Genomic DNA, 18,037 nt, shown 5'->3' with positions numbered 1-18,037 from the left:
TCAACCGATCTTGAATCGTGCCACGGATTGACGAAGTTCGTCGGCTATGCGCGCAAGATCTCGCACCTGGGTGGCCGTGGCTCTCGTGCTCTCGCCGTTCTGCTCCGTCACAACAAAAATCTGTTGAATGTTGCCTGCCACCTCGTTCGCCTGATTGGCTTCCTTGGACGCGGCTGAAGAGATCTGCTCAATGAGTTCAGCCAGGTGCCGAGACACCTGGTCAATCTCGGAAAGCGCTGTACCCGCGTTGTCCGACAGGCGAGCTCCTTCCACAACACCCTGAGTGGAACGCTCCATGGCGGCCACCGCATCCTGAGTGTCACGCTGAATGGCTTTCACCAGCGCCGCGATCTGGCGCGTCGCGTCGCCCGAACGCTCGGCCAACCGCTGGACTTCCTCGGCCACCACGGAAAAGCCTCGACCTGCCTCTCCCGCCGAAGCCGCCTGAATGGCAGCATTCAAGGCCAGAACGTTCGTCTGCTCGGTAATGTCGGCAATCAGCTCGGTGATTTCTCCGATTTCCTGGGAGGACTCACCCAGCCGCTTGATTCGCTTGGAGGTATCTTGAATCTGGTCACGAATCGCATTCATGCCGCCAATGGCGTTATGCACCGCCGTAAGACCCGCTTCCGCCGCCTGCAGAGATTGCCGCGCCACGGAGGCGGACTCTTGCGCCTGGGCAGACACCTCGTTGATTCGTTGCGCCATGTCGAGCACGGACTGGCCGGTCTCGCGGATCTCGCGCAGCTGTTCGGTCGATGTGGCCAGCAGCTCGGAAGATGTGGTCTCCACCCTGGATGTGGTTTGCGCAACCCGGGTAGCGGTGTTCTGCACGTTACCCACCAGCGAACGCAATTCCTCGACCGTATAGTTCACCGTGTCGGCAATAGCCCCGGTAATGTCCTCGGTCACGGTAGCTTCTTGCGTCAAATCACCCTCAGCCACGTTTTGCAACTCGTTCATGAGACGCAAGATCGCAGCCTGGTTAGCATCGCTTACGCGTTTGACTTCCTGCTGCTCCTGTTCAGCCGCGTAGCGTTGCTGCTCCGCCAGAGCCTGACGCTGCCGGCTTTCCCGCAACTGCACATATCCCAGACCCATCGCAGCCAGCAGTGCCACACCCGCGAATAGGAGCAGCATGAGAATGTGTGACCATTTCAGGCCCGATTCGGACGAAAGGCGCGCCTGCAAGGCCTCCAGCGCCTGCCGCAGCGGCTCGCTCTCCTCCACGAGCGAAACCTGCGCCTCGCGCGCGGAGACCAGTCCTTGAAGATTGCCCAAAATACCATCGGCCTGCGCCCGTGTCTGCTCAAACACCTTCAGCAAGTCCATCAACTGCTGGCGGGTTTGCGCATCTCGCGTGGGCGCCAACCGCAGCTCGGCGCTACCGTCCAGCAAGCCCTCTCCCATATCCTTGAAAGAGTTCAAATCCTTGCCCAACAAAAACACGGCCTCGGGGCTCACGCCGTCCAGGGTCAGGAATTCGTTGGCTGACTTGCCGATGCGCTGGGTCAGCATGACCAACTGGGCAGCCGCTGAGAGATCGGCGGCCGGTGCGCCTTGCTGCAGCTTGAGAGAAGACACCGATTCGGCGATTTCAAGCAGTTCAGTCGACTGACGGCTGATTGAGCGCAGCGACAGACCCACCTGGGTCAAGGTCTTCTGCTGGTCAAGCACCAGAGTGGCTTTCTTCTGTGCCCGCTCAGCCAGTGGAACGATCTTGTCCATGTCTGACTTATAGGCCTCGCCAAGCGCCGCGACGCCATCGCTCCCAGCCCGCAAGCCTTCTACATTGACGGTCAGTGCCTGGGCGCTTTCCTTGAGTTCGGGGAAAGCATCAGCGTTGCCGATGAGCGCCTGCGATACCGACTTAGCCAGGCGTTGCGACTGCAGCAGTGACTGCCCCGTCGCCCCCACTTGCCGCGCAATCTTGTCTGTTTGCGACACCGTCCAGTAGACCGTCACGGCCAAAGCCAGAAGTGCCAGGCCGAGCAGCAAGGAAAGCACACGCTGGTGCTGCGCTGCTGTGCGTGTGCCCAGCAGCGGCGCCGCAAAAGTATCCCCTGCACCCGAAACCTGCCGGCCGGCCCCGTCTTCAGGGTATGCGGAGGCCAAGCCAAAACCACTTTCGCCTGAATCATGGCTTGGTGGAGCCAAGCTATCGGCCCCTGCCCTCAGGAGAGAATCTCCAGGGGCAAACTCGCCCCCCGCAGAAACGGAAGATTCCTGCAGATTCTTCTTCTTGAAGAGGCTCGAAAATTGATCAGCAAGCGACATGAAGTGAACCTTCAAAAAATGAGCTAGACAACGATACCGAGAAAGGCCGGACTGTGCGAAAGAACCTGCAGGTTGATTTCCTGCCATTCGCCCCCTTCCGGATCGCGGTAGACGTGGCCGAAGTAAGCTGGCGCACTGGCTGGGGCGGGCGCCGAAGCGACAAAGGCTTCTGCGGTGCGAAGCCCCACGAGTCGGTCAACCAGCAAAGCACAATTGACTTCCAGCAGCGGATTGAGGGCCACAAGGCGTGCTTGCGCGAGCGCCATCTCTGACCGTGGCGCGCTCGCAACTCCAGAAATGAAGGCTTCGAGATCGACGACGCCACACAACCCGCCCCGCAGATTGACCATGCCCAGAAACCATTTACGCGCGTAAGGTACCGGTTGCACGCGCGTCCATGAAAAAATCTCGCCGGCATGGGTAAGTGGAAACAGCAGCCGGGACTTGCCCGCCTCCACAGCCAACCATGAAGCCGACACACCAGACGTTTTCGCCGACTGGAGTTTTTCGGCCAGCCGACTTTGCAGCTCAAGAAGGGCCTGTTTGGTTCCCATACCCTGCCAACCCGGGGTTAACCCAGAGCCTTGATCTTCGAGAGGAGTTCAGCCTGATCGACAGGCTTGGTGATGTAATCGCGCGCGCCCTGGCGCAACCCCCACACGCGGTCAGTTGCCTGATTCTTACTGGTGCACATGATGATGGGCACGTCGGCGTAGCGGGGATCGCGCACGATGGTGCGTGTTAGCTGAAAACCGTTCTGCCCAGGCATCACGATATCCATCAGAATGAGGTCAGGCGTACCTTCCTCGAGGCGCCTTTTCGCCTCATCGCCATTCTCCGCAGTAGTCACGACGAACCCTGCCTTGCGCAGGATATCGCCCAAAAACATCAATTCCGTCTTGGAATCATCTACTACCAGCACATTTCGGATAGGCATCACAAAGTCTCCTGTTTGGAGGGGGTGAATTGCTGCACTGCCTTCAGCAGCTCTTCCTTGGTGAAAGGCTTGGTCAAGTATTCCTGGGAGCCGACCATGCGCCCACGGGCCTTGTCGAACACGCCATCCTTGGATGACAGCATGATCACCGGCGTGTCGGCAAATTTCTCGTTGCGCTTGATGATGGCGCACGTTTGGTAACCATCCAGCCGCGGCATAAGGATGTCGCAAAAAATAAGGTCAGGGCGGCTGTCGTTGACCTTCGCCAACGCGTCAAAGCCGTCCTCTGCCAGCATTACCTCGTGCCCACCCTGCTTGAGAAAAATCTCAGCGCTGCGCCGTATGGTGTTGCTGTCGTCAACGACCAACACCTTCCTCGATGTGTTCAAGCCCACCCCATCCTCCTATGTTTCCGATGGTTCCGATGTGTCAAACCCGTTCGACACCGGCCGGCAACAACCAGCCCAGCCCTGCCCTGCCTCAAGAATACAGACGATTTGTTTCGATCAGATCTCCACCATCTCGAAATCTTCTTTTCGGGCCCCACACTCAGGGCAAGTCCAGTTCATAGGGACTTGCTCCCAGGGGGTTCCCGCAGCAATGCCATGCTCTGGGGCACCGGCAGCTTCGTCGTAGATCCATCCGCAGATCAGGCACATCCAAGTTTTAGTTTCCATTACAGCTTAAGTTGCACTCGCATAGAATGCAATCGATTGTATCGATCGGTGCCCGCTCTGTTGCGAGTTTGGCTCAAGCCGATCGCAATTAATGCAAGTCATTTGAGAAAGAGCAAAGTCCGCGCTCGTATTTAAGTTATTTTGGAGGGTTAAAAACGCTCACTGCCCTCAAAATAGCATTTGAACCCCCACGGCGTGAGCAGTTTTCCATGACTCGATCCAGTGCGACCCCTTCGCCGCAAGCAAACGAAGCAAACGAAACAAACGAAGGCACTGACTTTGCCGAAGAAGTCAGCCTCCCCTGTGTACTGAGCTTCAATGCCAGCGACCCAACCGGCGCTGGAGGAATCACCGGCGATGCTCTTGTCATCGCCTCGGTGGGCGCCCACGCCATCCCGGTGGTTACCGGCGCCTATCTGCGCGACACACGGGACACAGTAGGCCACGCCGCCCTTGACGATGCTGCCATCCTCGAACAGGCCCGACTTGCGGCTGAAGATGTGCCCCTGCAGTTGATCAAGGTCGGCTTTATCGGCAGCGCAGAAGCGGTAGCCGCCATCGCCGCCTTCACTTCCGACTACTCCAGCGTACCGGTCGTCGCCTATATGCCCGACCTGTCGTGGTGGGACGCCCATGAGATAGACATCTATCAGGACGCTTTTCGGGAGTTGTTGCTTCCCCAGACAGCAATACTGGTGGGCAACAACAGCACCCTGCGTCACTGGCTGCTGCCGGAATCTACTACAACCCGACACGCGAGCACCACAGATCTCGCACGGGCAGCGGCCGAACTGGGGGTCTCGTACGTTCTGGTCACCGGACTGGCACTGCCCGACGGCCAGATCGGCAACGTGCTGGCTTCGCAGCAGGAGGAACTCTGCACGCATGCCTTTGAGCGCATCGACGCGTCGTTCATGGGCGCCGGCGACCTACTTTCTGCCGCACTGGTCGGGCTACTGGCCACAGGCCTGGATCTTGGCGAAGCGGCCACTGAGGCGCTTCAGTATCTGGACCAGGCGCTAGACCACGGTTTTCATCCCGGCATGGGCCATGCGCTGGCAGACCGGCTGTTCTGGGCCGGATCCGACGCACCGGACGGCCCTGAACCTCCAACCGAATCTGGCACCCCAACAATCTTCGACATACCGAATCCATTCAATGAAACCAAACACTGATCTCAACGAATCCTTGATGGCGCGTGCGCGCCGCGTCATTCCTGGCGGTGTGAACTCGCCAGTACGCGCCTTCCGCGCCGTTGGAGGCACACCACGATTTGTCAAACGCGCTCAAGGAGCCTACTTCTGGGACGCGAACGACCAGCGCTACGTCGACTATATCGGCTCCTGGGGCCCCATGATCCTGGGCCACGGCCACTCTGCGGTCCTCGAAGCGGTGCAAAAAGCCGCTACCGAGGGCTTCTCGTTCGGCGCCCCCACGGAACGCGAGATCGAATTGGCGGAAGAAATTCTCTCGCTGGTGCCTTCCATGGAAATGGTCCGGCTGGTAAGTTCCGGCACAGAAGCCGGCATGACCGCCATCCGCCTTGCGCGCGGAGCCACGAACAGGAGCAAGATCATCAAGTTCGAGGGCTGCTACCACGGTCACGCCGACGCCCTGCTCGTCAAGGCCGGCTCTGGCTTGGCCACTTTCGGCAACCCGACCAGCGCGGGCGTGCCACCCGAGGTGGTGCAGCACACGCTGGTGCTGGAATACAACAACCTGAACCAACTCGAAGAAGCCTTCGCGCTGCACGGCAAGGAAATTGCCGGGCTCATCATCGAACCGATTGCCGGCAACATGAATTTCGTGCGCGCCACGACCGAATTCACGCGACGCTGCCGAGAGTTATGCACTCAGCACGGTGCGCTTTTGATCTACGATGAAGTCATGACCGGTTGCCGCGTGGCACTGGGTAGCGCCCAAAGTGTGTATGCGAAGAGCATTCCGGGCTTCGAGCCGGACATTACCGTCATGGGCAAGGTCATTGGTGGGGGCATGCCGCTGGCGGCCTTCGGCGGAAAGCGCTCGGTCATGGAGCAGTTGGCACCGCTAGGCTCGGTATACCAGGCGGGCACGCTGAGCGGCAACCCGGTGGCCACCGCCTGTGGCTTGGCCACACTGCGAGAAATCAAAAAGCCGGGCTTCTTTGATGAACTGTCACGCAAGACCCGGACGCTCGTCGACGGGCTACAAGCCGCAGCCGCGACAGAAGGTATTCCCTTCTCAGTAGACTGCGAGGGCGGCATGTTCGGCTTCTTCCTGCTGCCCGAACTCCCGAGCAACTACACCCAGGTCATGAAGACCGACTCCACCCGTTTCAACCAACTTTTCCATGGCCTGCTTGACCGCGGCATCTACCTCGCGCCAGCTCTGTACGAGGCAGGCTTCGTCAGTGCCGCTCACACGGATGCAGATATTGCAGCCACCGTAGACGCTGCCAGAGAAGTCTTCAAGGAAATGAGACCAAGGTAGTCGCCGCTGCCACCTTCCCATTGCGGTAGCCCCTGGGCACGCCTCTGGATCCAGCTCGGCGTGCTCTCCAGTTGCCCAGGGCCCTTTTTAATGCCTGAAGTGGCGAACCCCTGAAAACACCATGGCCACGCCGCGCTCATTCGCCGCGTCAATCACTTCCTGGTCGCGCATGGAGCCACCCGGCTGAATGACACAGGTTGCCCCGTGATCAATCACGACATCCAGACCGTCACGGAACGGAAAGAATGCATCACTAGCCACGGCAGTGCCTTGAAGCGACAAGCCCGCGTGCTGTGCCTTGATGCTGGCAATACGCGCTGAATCAAGCCGGCTCATCTGACCCGCACCTACCCCCATGGTCATGCCGTCCTTGCAGAATACGATGGCATTGCTTTTGACGAATTTGGCCACATTCCATGCAAAGAGCAGATCCTGCAGTTGCTCGGCAGTGGGTTCCAGCTTCGTGACCACCTTCAGGTCCGACAGCGCCAGTTCATGGTTGTCGGCGGTTTGCATCAGGAGCCCTGAGCCGACCCGCTTGACGTCAATGGCATTGAGACCGCGCGCCCAATCGGTTTGGCCGTCGCGCTTGACGCCTTCCAACGAAATTTTCAACACCCGCACGTTGGCCTTGGCCTTGAAAACCGCCAGCGCCTCAGGCGTGAAATCAGGCGCCATCAGCACCTCCACGAATTGCTTGCTCACCTGCTGCGCCGCACGCTCGTCTACCGGCACGTTGAATGCGATGATGCCACCGAAAGCACTCGTCGGGTCTGTCTGGAACGCCTTTCCATAGGCTTGTAGCGCATCGACACCCACCGCCACCCCGCAAGGGTTGGCGTGCTTGACGATCACGCATGCGGGAGCTGAAAACTGCTTGACGCACTCCCAGGCAGCATCTGCATCGGCGATGTTGTTGTAACTGAGTTCCTTGCCCTGCAACTGCTCGGCAGTTACCAGCGAACCCGGCGCGGGGTAAAGATCGCGGTAAAACGCAGCGCGCTGGTGCGGGTTCTCGCCGTAGCGCAGATCCTGGAGTTTGATGAAGCGGCCATTGCTGTGCGCGGGGAAAAGCCCCCGAACCGGAGCTTCGCTATCGGAGGCTGAAGCGAAATCGATTGAAGACAAATAATCGCTGATGGCTGCATCGTAGTCGCTGATGCGGTTGAACGCCGCCGCCGACAAGGCAAAACGCGTGGCGTCGCTCAGGCGTCCTTCGTTCGCCTGCATCTCAGCCAGCACGCCCGCATATTGGGCTGCGTCAGTCAGCACAGCCACATGCCGCCAGTTCTTGGCGGCGCTACGCACCATGGCGGGACCGCCGATGTCGATGTTCTCGATGGCATCAGCCAGAGTGCAACCTGGCTTGGCAACTGTGGCCTCGAAGGGGTAGAGATTCACCACCAGCAGGTCGATCGTGCCGATGCCGTGGTCTTTCAGGGCCTGCATGTGCTCAGGCACATCACGCCTGGCCAACAGACCGCCGTGCACGGCTGGGTGGAGGGTCTTGACGCGGCCATCAAGCATTTCAGGAAACTGAGTAACCTCGGCCACCTCGGTCACCGGGAGGCCGGCATCAGCGAGCAGCTTGGCGGTGCCGCCCGTGGACAGCAAATTGATACCCAGCGCAGACAGCGCTGCGGCAAACTCAGTGATGCCGGTTTTGTCAGATACGGAAATCAGGGCGTTCATGCTTGGACTCAAGAAAAATAAAAAATCTTTTCAGCGACAGGAATCAGCTAGAAGAAGTGAAAAGCTCCAAACGGAGCGGCAGGAGCGGCGTGATCAGCAATGCTGCTGACGTAGCGGTGAACTCCGCCCGGCAATGCCAATCCTGCAAAGGTGCCTCACATCAGCTTATGCTCTGTCAGCTTCTTACGCAGCGTGTTGCGGTTCATCCCCAGCCATTCGGCCGCGCGGGACTGGTTGTTCTCAGCGTGCCGCATGACGACATCGAGCAACGGCTTTTCAACCACCTTCATCATCATTTCGTACAACCCGTTCGGCTCCGTGCCGTGCAGGTCGCGCAAATACCCCTCCAGGCTATCGCGCACGCATTCCTCTATATGTTCTTTGCTCATGGTTATCTTGGTGTTTCCACCTCATTGGCAGGCGCCGGCGCCGGAATGCCCGGCCATCGCTCGTGGCGCTGAGCCAGAGCCTGCAAATAGTCACTCACCGCGCGCCATTGCGCGTCGGCATCCTCCAACTCATTGATCACGGCCCGGAAATCCTCGCCGCCATACAGGCCACGAAGCATCCAACCGATGTGCTTTCTTGCTGAGCGAACACCCGTGTACTCTCCATAGAGTGCATAGTGATCCTGCAAATGCGCCAACAATGCACGGCGCACCTCCAGCATCAGCGGGGCCGCCAGAAACTCGCCCGTAGCCAGGTGATGAACCACCTCGCGAAAAATCCAGGGTCGCCCCTGTGCGGCACGCCCGATCATGACGGCGTCGGCACCGGTGGCAGCCAGCACAGCACGCGCCTTGGCCGGGGAATCGATGTCGCCGTTGGCAACCACCGGTACGCGCACCGACGCCTTGACCGCGCCGATGGTGTCGTACTCGGCCAATCCCTTATACCCCTGCTCGCGCGTGCGACCATGAATAGTAAGCATTTGAACCCCCGCAGCCTCGGCCGCGCGGGCAATGCGCAGGGCATTCTTCTCGCGGGCGCACCAGCCGGTCCGCATTTTCAGCGTAACCGGCACGGCGCGCGGGGCGCACACCGCAACTACAGCCTCAATGATACGCAACGCGAGGGGCTCATCTTGCATCAAGGCTGAGCCTGCCCATTTGTTACACACCTTTTTGGCGGGGCAGCCCATGTTGATGTCGATGATCTGCGCGCCGCGATCAATGTTGTAGGCTGCGGCCTCGGCCATCATCTCGGCATCCGTCCCGGCAATCTGAACTGCGATGGGTCCCGGTTCGCCGCTATGGTCAGCCCTGCGTGAAGTCTTCAGCGTGTGCCACAGATCCCTGCGTGACGTCACCATCTCGCTGACCGCGTAGCCCGCGCCGAAACTGCGACACAGTTGGCGAAACGGTCGATCGGTCACGCCCGCCATCGGAGCAACGAAGACGTTGTTGGGAAGGGCATGAGAACCGATCTGCATGAGCGTGGGCAAGCGCGGGTAGAAGGACTTTAGGATGGGATCGGCAGGAGCGCAATTCTATCTGCTCAAAATTTCAGCAATTGAAATCGCGCTCCACATAGCCTGCACCCAAAACGCCCTACACTTGCCGGCCTGATGGAAGCTTGGTTGCAAACCCTACTCAACGCGCTCGCGCTGCCCGAATACGGGCTTTCTACAGTCTTCGTGGTGGCATTCGTGTCGGCCACGTTGCTACCCATGGGCTCAGAGCCCGCGGTTTTCGGCCTGATCAAGCTCAGCCCCCACCTGTTTTGGCCAGCGATCCTGGTGGCCACCACTGGAAACACACTGGGAGGAATAGTGAGTTGGTGGATGGGTCTGGGCGCACACAAGGTGGTGGACAAGTACCGCCACTCATCCACCCATCTGCGGGCGCTGGTATGGCTGGAAAAGTTGGGGCCGAAGGCGTGCTTCTTGTCTTTTCTTCCCATCATCGGCGACCCGCTTTGCGCGGTGGCCGGCTGGCTGAAGATGCCATTGATCCCCTGTGCCGGATACATGGCGGCCGGCAAGTTCGCCCGGTACCTTGCAATGACCTCTGCACTGCTGTATTTTTGGCCAACCTCCTGAACTGACTCACCGTCGGCGCATATGAGCACGCAGTCTGGCACGTATGAGCACCGCGCCGTTGTTTGATCTGGACGATCATCATCTCGCTGGCACCGAGACGCGCCTCGGCCCGCAAGCTCTGGTCTTGCGCGGATTTGCTCTGCCGCATGTCGAGAGACTTTGGCCGGCGCTGCAGACTGTCATCGAACAGGCGCCTTTTCGGCACATGGTCACCCCCGGAGGCCAACGCATGTCCGTCGCACTCACCAATTGCGGCACACTCGGCTGGACCAGCGATACACGCGGCTACCGCTACTCGGCGCTCGACCCTGACAGCGGCCTGCCATGGCCCGCCCTGCCCGCCCCGTTCATGCAATTGGCTCAAGACGCGGCGAGGCAAGGAGGCTTTGCCGACTTCACACCGGACGCCTGCCTGATCAACCGCTACCAGCCCGGTGCCCGCATGTCGCTCCACCAGGACCGGAACGAGCGTGACTTCTTAGCCCCCATCGTCTCGGTATCCCTCGGCATTCCCGCATTTTTCCTGTGGGGAGGACTGCGTCGGGCTGACCGCGCCGAACGGGTGCCCCTATTTCATGGCGACGTGGCCGTGTGGGGCGGCGTAGACCGGCTTCGATTTCACGGAGTGGCGCCGCTCAAGGAAGACACCCACCCCTTGAGCGGCGCCGCACGAATCAACTTTACATTTCGTCGCGCGGGATAGACCGGCTGCTAATCAGCAACCCTGCCTGGAAGTTTCGTGTCACACGCTTTTACACATTGACATAAACTCAACATGCCGCTGAGAATTAGTGAAATAAGTATTCCAATCTTGGGAGATTTTGAATGCAAGCCAAATTATCGTTACCGCGCGTGAGCGGGAAATCATTGACGGCCTTCGGGCTGTTGCTTTGCGGGCCTGCGGCCTGGGCAGGGGTGCCGGTGGGAGGCACCATCGAATACGAGCCGCTGACCGCCAATGTGGCGGCTGTGCCATCGCTGAGTGAATGGATGCTGGTGTTGTTGGGCCTTTTGCTGGCAGTAATGGCTTACCGAGCACTCCGCGGGCGAGTCAATGGCAGATTGTTATCAAACCTCACGCTTGCAGGAGGCGCCTTGGCGGCTGCCGCTGCCGGTCATGGCTTGATTCAGGAGGTCAGAGCAACACCTGCTGCGAACGAACAGAACATGTCATCCGCGAGCGGCGGAACGGTGGAAACCACCGCCTATTGGACTCGGCTGACCAACACTTCAGGTGTGCCACTGAAAATCAAGGCCATTCGGCCCAACGACTGGTCCCATGTTGTTTCGCCGCCCCCAGAAACACCCGAGTGCACTGTGAACTTCGTCGTCTCACCAGGCAACACATGTAATGTTGCCTTTGACTGGTTAGACGGTTAAGGATGCCCTGCATAACCCTCGCGAGTCGGTGGTAGTGCGGATCGGGATGAAGCGCAAGGCGTCTTTTTGCAGCCAATAGCCCAGCTATTGGCAAAAAAAGCAACGCAGCGGATCGCCCGACGCCAAACGACAGCAGACCGCAGGGATTCATGCAGCTCATCCCAAGAAGGCCAGGCACATTGACAAGAAATTTGTCTTCTGAGAATAATGGCCCCTGAAAAATTATTTCAATCTCAGGAGGCTCCGGATGCTGGCTAAGTTTTCATTTAATCGCTTACCCCGAAAATCACTCACAACCGTTGCGCTTTTGTTGGTCGGTTCGGCATCTTGGGCTGGCGGAGTGGCTCCGGGGGCAGCGTCGACTATGCGCCGCTGACCAGCAGCGTGTCGGCCGTCCCAACACTCGGCGAATGGATGCTGGTGCTGATGGCCCTGCTGGTTGCCGTTGTCGCCTACCGGGGTCTTCGCGGACGTGTCAACGGCCGACTGCTGTCGAACTTGACACTGGTAGCAGGGGCGCTTGCAGCTGCAGCCGCTGGTCATGGTCTGGTTCAGGAAGCCAAGGCCATTGTTGCAGATCTAGAAAACATGTCGTCTCCTACCGGCGGAACTGTAATGGCCAGTTATTGGACACAACTGACTAATACGGCTGGAGTGCCTCTGAAGATCATAGCCATCCGGCCTAATCCGGGGTCTGTCGTCAATTCGCCGCCGCCAGATTCACCAGAATGCACTGTAGGCTACGTCGTTTCACCCACCGGCAAATGTAACATTGAATTTATCCCAGATGGTGAGGAAGGACCGCCTGGAGAGCTTCCGGTATAAAGAAAGCCCTTCACGGCGATGAACTCTCCAACTGCATGCTGATTCCGCCTCATGCTGTTTTCCCGCACTGTAGGAGCAGCTTGAGGGTGTCGTTAAGTGGTTGGTGCAGCAGTGGCAATTACTCCCTCTCCTTTCGGGAGAGGGTTGGGGTGAGGGAGCGCGCCCAAAGACAGTCTCAGATCATGCGCCGCTGCCCTCACCCTGGCCCTCTCCCGGCGGGAGAGGGAAGAAGAACGAGGCCGTTTTGCGACACCCTCATGAGAAACAAAACTTTGAAAACCCAAAACGGCGTCCAACATTACTGCTTTTGTAGGAGCGGCTTCAGCCGCGAAGGGTCACCGTCATCAATGTCGTCTTGTGCTCCGAAGGAAACCAATCGCGGCTGAAGAGGCTGTCGTTAAAGTGGTTGGTGCAGCAGTGGCGATTGCCCCCTCTCCTTTCGGGAGAGGGTTGGGGTGAGGGGGCGCGCCCAAAGACAGTCTCAGATCATGCGCCGCTGCCCTCACCCTGGCCCTCTCCCGGAGGGAGAGGGAAGAAGAACGAGGCCGTTTTGCGACACCCTCTGAAGCCGCTCCTACAGGGGGCAGCGCAGTCGGCGCGGAAAATTGCATCGACCAGACCGATCGGACACCACTTTCGAACGCCCGATCCAAAGAGCACCAAGAGTCTCAAGAACCAATAACCCGTAACACCTGAGGTGGCGAGCCTCCTCGCCCCTCCGAACTTTCCAGTGATCCACCTCTACATCGCCGCCATCATTTTCAGCCTCACCGTGGCGATGCTGCTTGAGGCGGCTTTGCCTCTTTTTGCAGAATCAAAAGCACCACTGCTGCGTTGGTTCCGTAACCTGACCCTTTCAGCCCTTGCAGTGTGCACCACCTTGCTGGTTTCCGCGCTGTTCTGGGCAAGCTCCCGTGCCTTGGGTGTCACTCCGGGAAGTGGCGCCCTTGCCGCGATGGGGCTACCCATTTGGGCGCAATGGATCGCTACATTCATCCTGCTGGACACCATCACCTACACCCTACACCGCTTATCTCACGCCGTGCCCTGGCTGTGGCGCCTGCATGCCATTCATCACAGCGATATTGAACTGGACGCCACCACCACACACCGCCACCACCCGGGTGAAAGCATGGTGGCAGCGCTGGTTAACCTACCTTTGCTGCTGATTCTGGCGCCACCTGTGTGGGCCGTTTTGGCCTACAGCATCACCGCCGTGACGGTTGCCACCTTCTCTCACAGCAGTGTGGCTTTGCCTGATTGGCTCGACAAGGTCCTGCGCAGACTTATTGTGACGCCGGCCTTTCATCGTGTGCACCACAGTGCCAATCAGATTCAGACCGACAGCAACTACGCCACTGTCTTTTCAGTGCTCGATTTTCTGTTTCGCAGTGCCTCGCCCACGGTGCCGGACAAGGGTCGCTCCTTGACGATCGGCCTGGAAACCGGGCGTGACCCAGCCAATCAGACGCTGAAGGCCATTCTCTTGGCCCCTTTCCGCCGCAAAATCGCGCTGGACCCGATAGGGCCGAGCACCACCCGAACCAACTCGGCAAGCTAATCGCAGGATCGACTGACGCGGCTGGCACCTGCATTGAGGTGGCCGCACGGATACAAAATGAGCGCGTGAGAGTGCCGCATCAGCCTCAAGCCTTCACCGACAGCGGCGGCTGAAAGCGCCGCAGGCGAAGCGCGTTGCCAAGCACGAAGACGCTAGACAGCGCCATCGCACCAGCTGCAAAAATAGGCGACAGCAACACACCGTAAGCGGGATAGAGCACACCCGCGGCCACGGGGATCAGTGCCGTGTTGTAGCCAAAAGCCCAGAATAGGTTTTGCCGGATATTGCCAATGGTAGCCTTGGACAACGCGATCGCATTCGGCACGCCTTGCAGGTTTCCAGACATCAACACCACATCAGCCGATTCCATGGCCACATCGGTGCCCGTGCCAATCGCCAGCCCGACGTCGGCCTCTGCCAGTGCGGGAGCGTCGTTAATGCCATCGCCCACAAAGGCTAGTTTCCCGTAGGTAGCTTTCAACCGACGCACCGCCTCCACCTTGCCCGCAGGCAGAACCTCGGCAATTACTTCGTCGATGCCCAATTTTTTGGCAATAGCCTGGGCAGTGCGCGCGTTGTCTCCCGTAATCATGGCCACCTTCAAGCCCAGCTGGTGCAATGCGGCAATAGCAGCAGGGGTCGAAGATTTGATGGGATCGGCCACCGCAATAATGGCCGCCAGTTGCCCGTCAAGGGCGGCGTACAACGGTGACTTGCCTTCGTCGGCCAGGCGTTCGGCGGTCCCTGCGAACATACCCACATCAAGCCCCAGAGCGCGCATGAAGCGGTCGGCGCCAACTTCCACCCGCACGCCCTCCACGTTCGCGCGCACACCCATTCCTGTGACTGACTCGAACTCGGTCATCGACGGCAGTTCCTTGCCCCCCTCCTCGGCAGACTCCACGATGGCTCGGGCAATGGGGTGCTCCGAGCGCGACTCAACCGCGGCGACCTTCACCAGAACCTCGCTCCGATCAAAACCCTTGGCGGTCTCCAGGTCGGTCAAGGCGGGACGGCCTTCAGTCAGCGTGCCTGTCTTGTCAACGGCCACCACCCGTGCGTCCTTCAGCAATTGGAGTGCTTCGCCCTTACGGAACAGCACGCCCATTTCCGCCCCACGGCCTGTTCCGACCATGATCGAGGTTGGCGTGGCCAGACCCATCGCGCAAGGGCACGCAATGATGAGCACCGCCACCGCATTCACAAGCGCAAAAGTGAGCGCCGGCGACGGCCCGAAAATCAGCCAGGCGAGGAAGGTCACCACGGCCGCAAGCATGACTGCTGGCACGAACCATAGGGTCACCTTGTCCACTACAGCCTGAATGGGTAGCTTGGACCCCTGGGCCTGCTCGACCAGCCGGATGATCTGCGCGAGCATGGTTTGCCCACCCACCGCAGTGGCACGCAGCGTCAGTGCGCCATTCTGGTTGACAGTGCCGCCAATGACCACTCCACCGACAGACTTCTCCACAGGAATGGGCTCGCCAGTGATCATGGACTCGTCCACGAAGCTGAGACCCTCAGTCACCTCGCCATCGACCGGCACACGCTCGCCCGGGCGCACCTCCACCACATCGGTCAGTGCCACTTCGTTGATCGGAATATCCACAACCTTGCCGTCGCGCACAACGTGTGCCACTTTGGCATTCAGTTTGACCAGGCGCTTGATGGCCTCCGAGGTTCGCCCTTTGGCTCGAGCTTCCAGGAAGCGCCCCAGCAAGATCAGAGCCACGATGACCGCCGCGGCTTCATAGTAGACGTTCACCGTCCCAGCCGGCAGCAAGCCTGGGGCAAAAGTGGCCACCACCGAGTATCCGAAGGCGGCCGCCGTGCCTACAGCGACCAGGGAATTCATGTCCGGCTCCAGGCGCACAAGCGCGGGAAAACCTTTCTGATAGAACCGCCTGCCCGGAATGGCCAGCACCAGGGAAGTGAGCACAAACTGCAGATACCAACTTTCCCGCATGCCGATGGTAGACATGACCCACTCATGCATGCCGGGAATCAGGTGCGACCCCATTTCGAGCACGAAAACAGGCAATGCCAGCAACGCAGCAATCATCAGATCACGCTTGAGTTCAGCGCGCTCGGCATCTTTCTTTTCGGCAGCTTCTTCGTCGACCTGACCACTTGTGTCGATCGTTCGCGCCTCGTAGCCCGCCTTTTCCACGGCGGCGATCAGATCGTTCACCGCCGCCACCCCACGGACCGTGGCACGCTCAGTGGCCAGATTGACCACGGCCTCCGTGACACCAGGCACAGCCTTGAGCGCCTTCTCCACACGACCCACGCATGAGGCGCAGGTCATTCCTTCAACCATGAGCTCAACAGCGCTCGCGGCGACGTTGTAACCAGCTTTCTCGACAGCTTGGACCAGCGCCACGCGGTCAACGGGACCGGCAAGGTGAACGTCTGCTCGCTCGGTGGCAAGATTGACGGACACACTGCCCACGCCCTCGACCTTTTTCAGGGCCGTCTCGACTCGGCCGACACAGCTTGCACAGGTCATGCCCTCAATGGGCAAACTGATCAAGGTATTGGCACGAGCATCGCTTTCGCCCGAATTGCGCATGACTGACTTCCCATCGTTAAAAACCGACATGAGGGAAGCTTAATCCTTCCCATCATGGGAAAGTCAAGTCGAGAACACTCAGACGTTGAACAGGAAGTTCAACACATCTCCATCCTTGACGATGTATTCCTTGCCCTCACTGCGCATCTTGCCCGCATCCTTGGCGCCCTGCTCGCCCTTGAACTGGATGTAGTCGTCAAAGGCGATGGTTTGCGCGCGAATGAAGCCGCGCTCGAAGTCACCGTGGATTACGCCGGCCGCCTGGGGGGCTGTGTCGCCAATGTGGATGGTCCAGGCGCGCACTTCTTTCACGCCTGCGGTGAAATAGGTTTGCAGGCCCAACAGTTTGAAGGCGGCACGAATCAGGCGGTTCAGGCCGGGTTCTTCCTGACCCATCTCGGCCAGGAAGAGCTCCTTATCTTCGTCGCTCATGTCGGCCATATCGGCTTCCATCTTGGCGCAAATGGCCACCATGGGCGCATTTTGGGAGTTCGCATACTCCTGTAAGCGATCCAGCAGCGGGTTGTTGTCAAAACCATCTTCTGACACGTTGCCCACAAACATGGCCGGCTTGGCGGTGATGAGGCAAAGCGGCTTGAGAAGCGCCTGCTCTTCTTTGGACAGTTGCAACGTCCGCACTGGGATGCCCTGGTTGAGCGCCTCCTGCACGGGGCCCAGGAGCTTGACCATGGCGGTGGCTTCCTTGTCGTTACCGCTTCTGGCCGACTTGCCGTAGCGATGCTGAGCCTTTTCCACGGTGCCTAGGTCGGCTAGGCAAAGCTCCGTCTGGATGACCTCAATGTCCGAAATAGGATCCACCCTGCCCGCCACGTGGATCACGTTCGGATCTTCGAAGCAGCGCACTACGTTAACGATGGCATCCGTCTCGCGGATGTGCGCCAAAAACTGGTTGCCCAGACCTTCGCCCTTGCTGGCACCCGCCACCAAGCCGGCGATATCGACGAATTCGACGATTGCGGGCAGCACACGCTCAGGCTTCACGATCTCGGCCAGCTTCGCCAAACGCGGATCAGGCACCTCCACCACACCAGTGTTCGGCTCGATCGTACAGAAGGGATAGTTCTCGGCAGCGATGCCCGCCTTGGTCAGCGCGTTGAAAAGAGTGGACTTGCCAACGTTGGGCAGGCCCACGATGCCGCATTGCAAGCTCATGGAAATTCCTTTATGAATCGACCCCTTATGCACGATCAAACCCAACGCGGGTATCGTGCCGAACCCCGGAAATCGCCTGGAAAGACGGCCCCTCAAATACCGGGTCCGTCGCTCAGCCTGGCAGGGCCTGGTTCTCGTTTTGCCTGAGGGGAAACTGATTCCGATTGTACTGACCACAAAGGTGCGCGGGGCTTCCTCCGACTTGCTGGCTCAGCACACATGGGAAACAAAACTTTTTCCAGCGGGTTGCCAAGTAAATATCGCCCCTTCGTCATTCCCGGCTGCGCGGCGGCAGGTAATCCGCGCAATTGCGTCCAAACTCCCTTTCTTGACTCTGCCACGGCAGCTGGCTGAGATCTTTTTGCTACGCTGCATGCTAGGCGCCCCCGAGGAGCCTGCGAGGCTCATGATCGTGAGGGACCAACCCCTG

The 18,037-nt window shown here is 59.4% G+C and carries 17 protein-coding genes; 7 read left to right on the top strand and 10 right to left on the bottom strand.

Going from position 1 to position 18,037, the window contains the following annotated elements; genetic code table 11:
• The 5 genes from AAAK34_RS06250 to AAAK34_RS06230 form a co-directional block, all read right to left on the bottom strand.
• Positions 1-2,277, bottom strand: coding sequence for a methyl-accepting chemotaxis protein (locus tag AAAK34_RS06250; protein ID WP_231693559.1), 2,277 nt, complete (start codon positions 2,275-2,277; stop codon positions 1-3).
• A 23-nt stretch (positions 2,278-2,300) separates the two neighbouring features.
• Entirely contained in the window at positions 2,301-2,831 is a 531-nt protein-coding gene (locus tag AAAK34_RS06245) for a chemotaxis protein CheW (RefSeq protein ID WP_231693560.1), read from the bottom strand.
• A gap of 17 nt (positions 2,832-2,848) precedes the next feature.
• Positions 2,849-3,214 (bottom strand): response regulator, encoded by a 366-nt coding sequence (locus AAAK34_RS06240; RefSeq protein WP_231693561.1) that lies wholly within the window; start codon positions 3,212-3,214, stop codon positions 2,849-2,851.
• A complete protein-coding gene (locus AAAK34_RS06235) occupies positions 3,214-3,609 on the bottom strand; it encodes a response regulator (RefSeq protein ID WP_231693562.1) in 396 nt (131 codons plus the stop codon). The genes AAAK34_RS06240 and AAAK34_RS06235 overlap by 1 nt, the downstream gene beginning before the upstream one ends.
• A 111-nt stretch (positions 3,610-3,720) precedes the next feature.
• Positions 3,721-3,891, bottom strand: coding sequence for a rubredoxin (locus AAAK34_RS06230; RefSeq protein ID WP_231693563.1), 171 nt, complete (start codon positions 3,889-3,891; stop codon positions 3,721-3,723).
• A gap of 209 nt (positions 3,892-4,100) precedes the next feature.
• On the opposite strand from AAAK34_RS06230, the gene thiD reads away from it, so the two are divergent.
• Both thiD and hemL read left to right on the top strand, forming a co-directional pair.
• A complete protein-coding gene (thiD, locus tag AAAK34_RS06225) occupies positions 4,101-5,066 on the top strand; it encodes a bifunctional hydroxymethylpyrimidine kinase/phosphomethylpyrimidine kinase (protein ID WP_231693564.1) in 966 nt (321 codons plus the stop codon).
• Positions 5,050-6,363 carry a glutamate-1-semialdehyde 2,1-aminomutase gene (hemL, locus tag AAAK34_RS06220; protein WP_231693565.1) on the top strand — a complete coding sequence of 438 codons (1,314 nt, stop codon included), beginning with the start codon at positions 5,050-5,052 and terminating at the stop codon, positions 6,361-6,363. Before thiD ends, hemL begins: the two co-directional genes overlap by 17 nt.
• Before the next feature lie 87 nt (positions 6,364-6,450).
• On the opposite strand, the gene purH is transcribed toward hemL, so the two are convergent.
• The 3 genes from purH to dusB all read right to left on the bottom strand — a co-directional run bounded on the left by purH (position 6,451) and on the right by dusB (position 9,487).
• Positions 6,451-8,055: a bifunctional phosphoribosylaminoimidazolecarboxamide formyltransferase/IMP cyclohydrolase gene (gene purH, locus AAAK34_RS06215; protein WP_231693566.1), complete on the bottom strand. Its 1,605-nt coding sequence runs from the start codon at positions 8,053-8,055 to the stop codon at positions 6,451-6,453.
• Positions 8,056-8,210: 155 nt separating this feature from the next.
• Positions 8,211-8,444, bottom strand: coding sequence for a Fis family transcriptional regulator (locus AAAK34_RS06210; protein WP_231693567.1), 234 nt, complete (start codon positions 8,442-8,444; stop codon positions 8,211-8,213).
• A gap of 2 nt (positions 8,445-8,446) precedes the next feature.
• Positions 8,447-9,487 (bottom strand): tRNA dihydrouridine synthase DusB, encoded by a 1,041-nt coding sequence (gene dusB, locus AAAK34_RS06205; RefSeq protein ID WP_231693568.1) that lies wholly within the window; start codon positions 9,485-9,487, stop codon positions 8,447-8,449.
• A 135-nt stretch (positions 9,488-9,622) separates the two neighbouring features.
• Between dusB and AAAK34_RS06200 the strand changes: the two genes are divergently transcribed.
• From AAAK34_RS06200 to AAAK34_RS06180, 5 genes are all read left to right on the top strand, one after another.
• Complete coding sequence (locus AAAK34_RS06200; RefSeq protein ID WP_231693569.1) at positions 9,623-10,096, top strand: YqaA family protein; 474 nt, start codon at positions 9,623-9,625, stop codon at positions 10,094-10,096.
• Positions 10,097-10,139: 43 nt separating this feature from the next.
• Positions 10,140-10,799: a DNA oxidative demethylase AlkB gene (gene alkB / locus AAAK34_RS06195; RefSeq protein WP_231693570.1), complete on the top strand. Its 660-nt coding sequence runs from the start codon at positions 10,140-10,142 to the stop codon at positions 10,797-10,799.
• A 122-nt stretch (positions 10,800-10,921) separates the two neighbouring features.
• The gene (locus AAAK34_RS06190) at positions 10,922-11,476 is read left to right on the top strand and encodes a midcut-by-XrtH protein (protein WP_231693571.1); all 555 of its coding nucleotides are present in this window, start codon (positions 10,922-10,924) and stop codon (positions 11,474-11,476) included.
• Positions 11,477-11,803: 327 nt separating this feature from the next.
• The gene (locus tag AAAK34_RS06185) at positions 11,804-12,301 is read left to right on the top strand and encodes a midcut-by-XrtH protein (RefSeq protein ID WP_431777845.1); all 498 of its coding nucleotides are present in this window, start codon (positions 11,804-11,806) and stop codon (positions 12,299-12,301) included.
• Between the two features lie 730 nt (positions 12,302-13,031).
• The gene (locus AAAK34_RS06180) at positions 13,032-13,862 is read left to right on the top strand and encodes a sterol desaturase family protein (protein WP_231693573.1); all 831 of its coding nucleotides are present in this window, start codon (positions 13,032-13,034) and stop codon (positions 13,860-13,862) included.
• An 85-nt stretch (positions 13,863-13,947) separates the two neighbouring features.
• Here the strand turns inward: AAAK34_RS06180 and AAAK34_RS06175 are convergent, their stop codons facing one another.
• Both AAAK34_RS06175 and ychF read right to left on the bottom strand, forming a co-directional pair.
• Positions 13,948-16,434, bottom strand: coding sequence for a heavy metal translocating P-type ATPase (locus AAAK34_RS06175; protein WP_231693807.1), 2,487 nt, complete (start codon positions 16,432-16,434; stop codon positions 13,948-13,950).
• Between the two features lie 78 nt (positions 16,435-16,512).
• Positions 16,513-17,607, bottom strand: a complete 1,095-nt coding sequence (gene ychF / locus AAAK34_RS06170) for a redox-regulated ATPase YchF (RefSeq protein WP_231693574.1) — start codon at positions 17,605-17,607, stop codon at positions 16,513-16,515.
• Positions 17,608-18,037 lie beyond the last annotated feature (430 nt).

This window comes from Ottowia caeni (assembly GCF_050821495.1).
Taxonomy (GTDB): domain Bacteria; phylum Pseudomonadota; class Gammaproteobacteria; order Burkholderiales; family Burkholderiaceae_C; genus Ottowia; species Ottowia caeni.
Note: the sequence above shows the minus strand (reverse complement) of the source record. Positions and strands in the feature narration are given on the sequence as shown.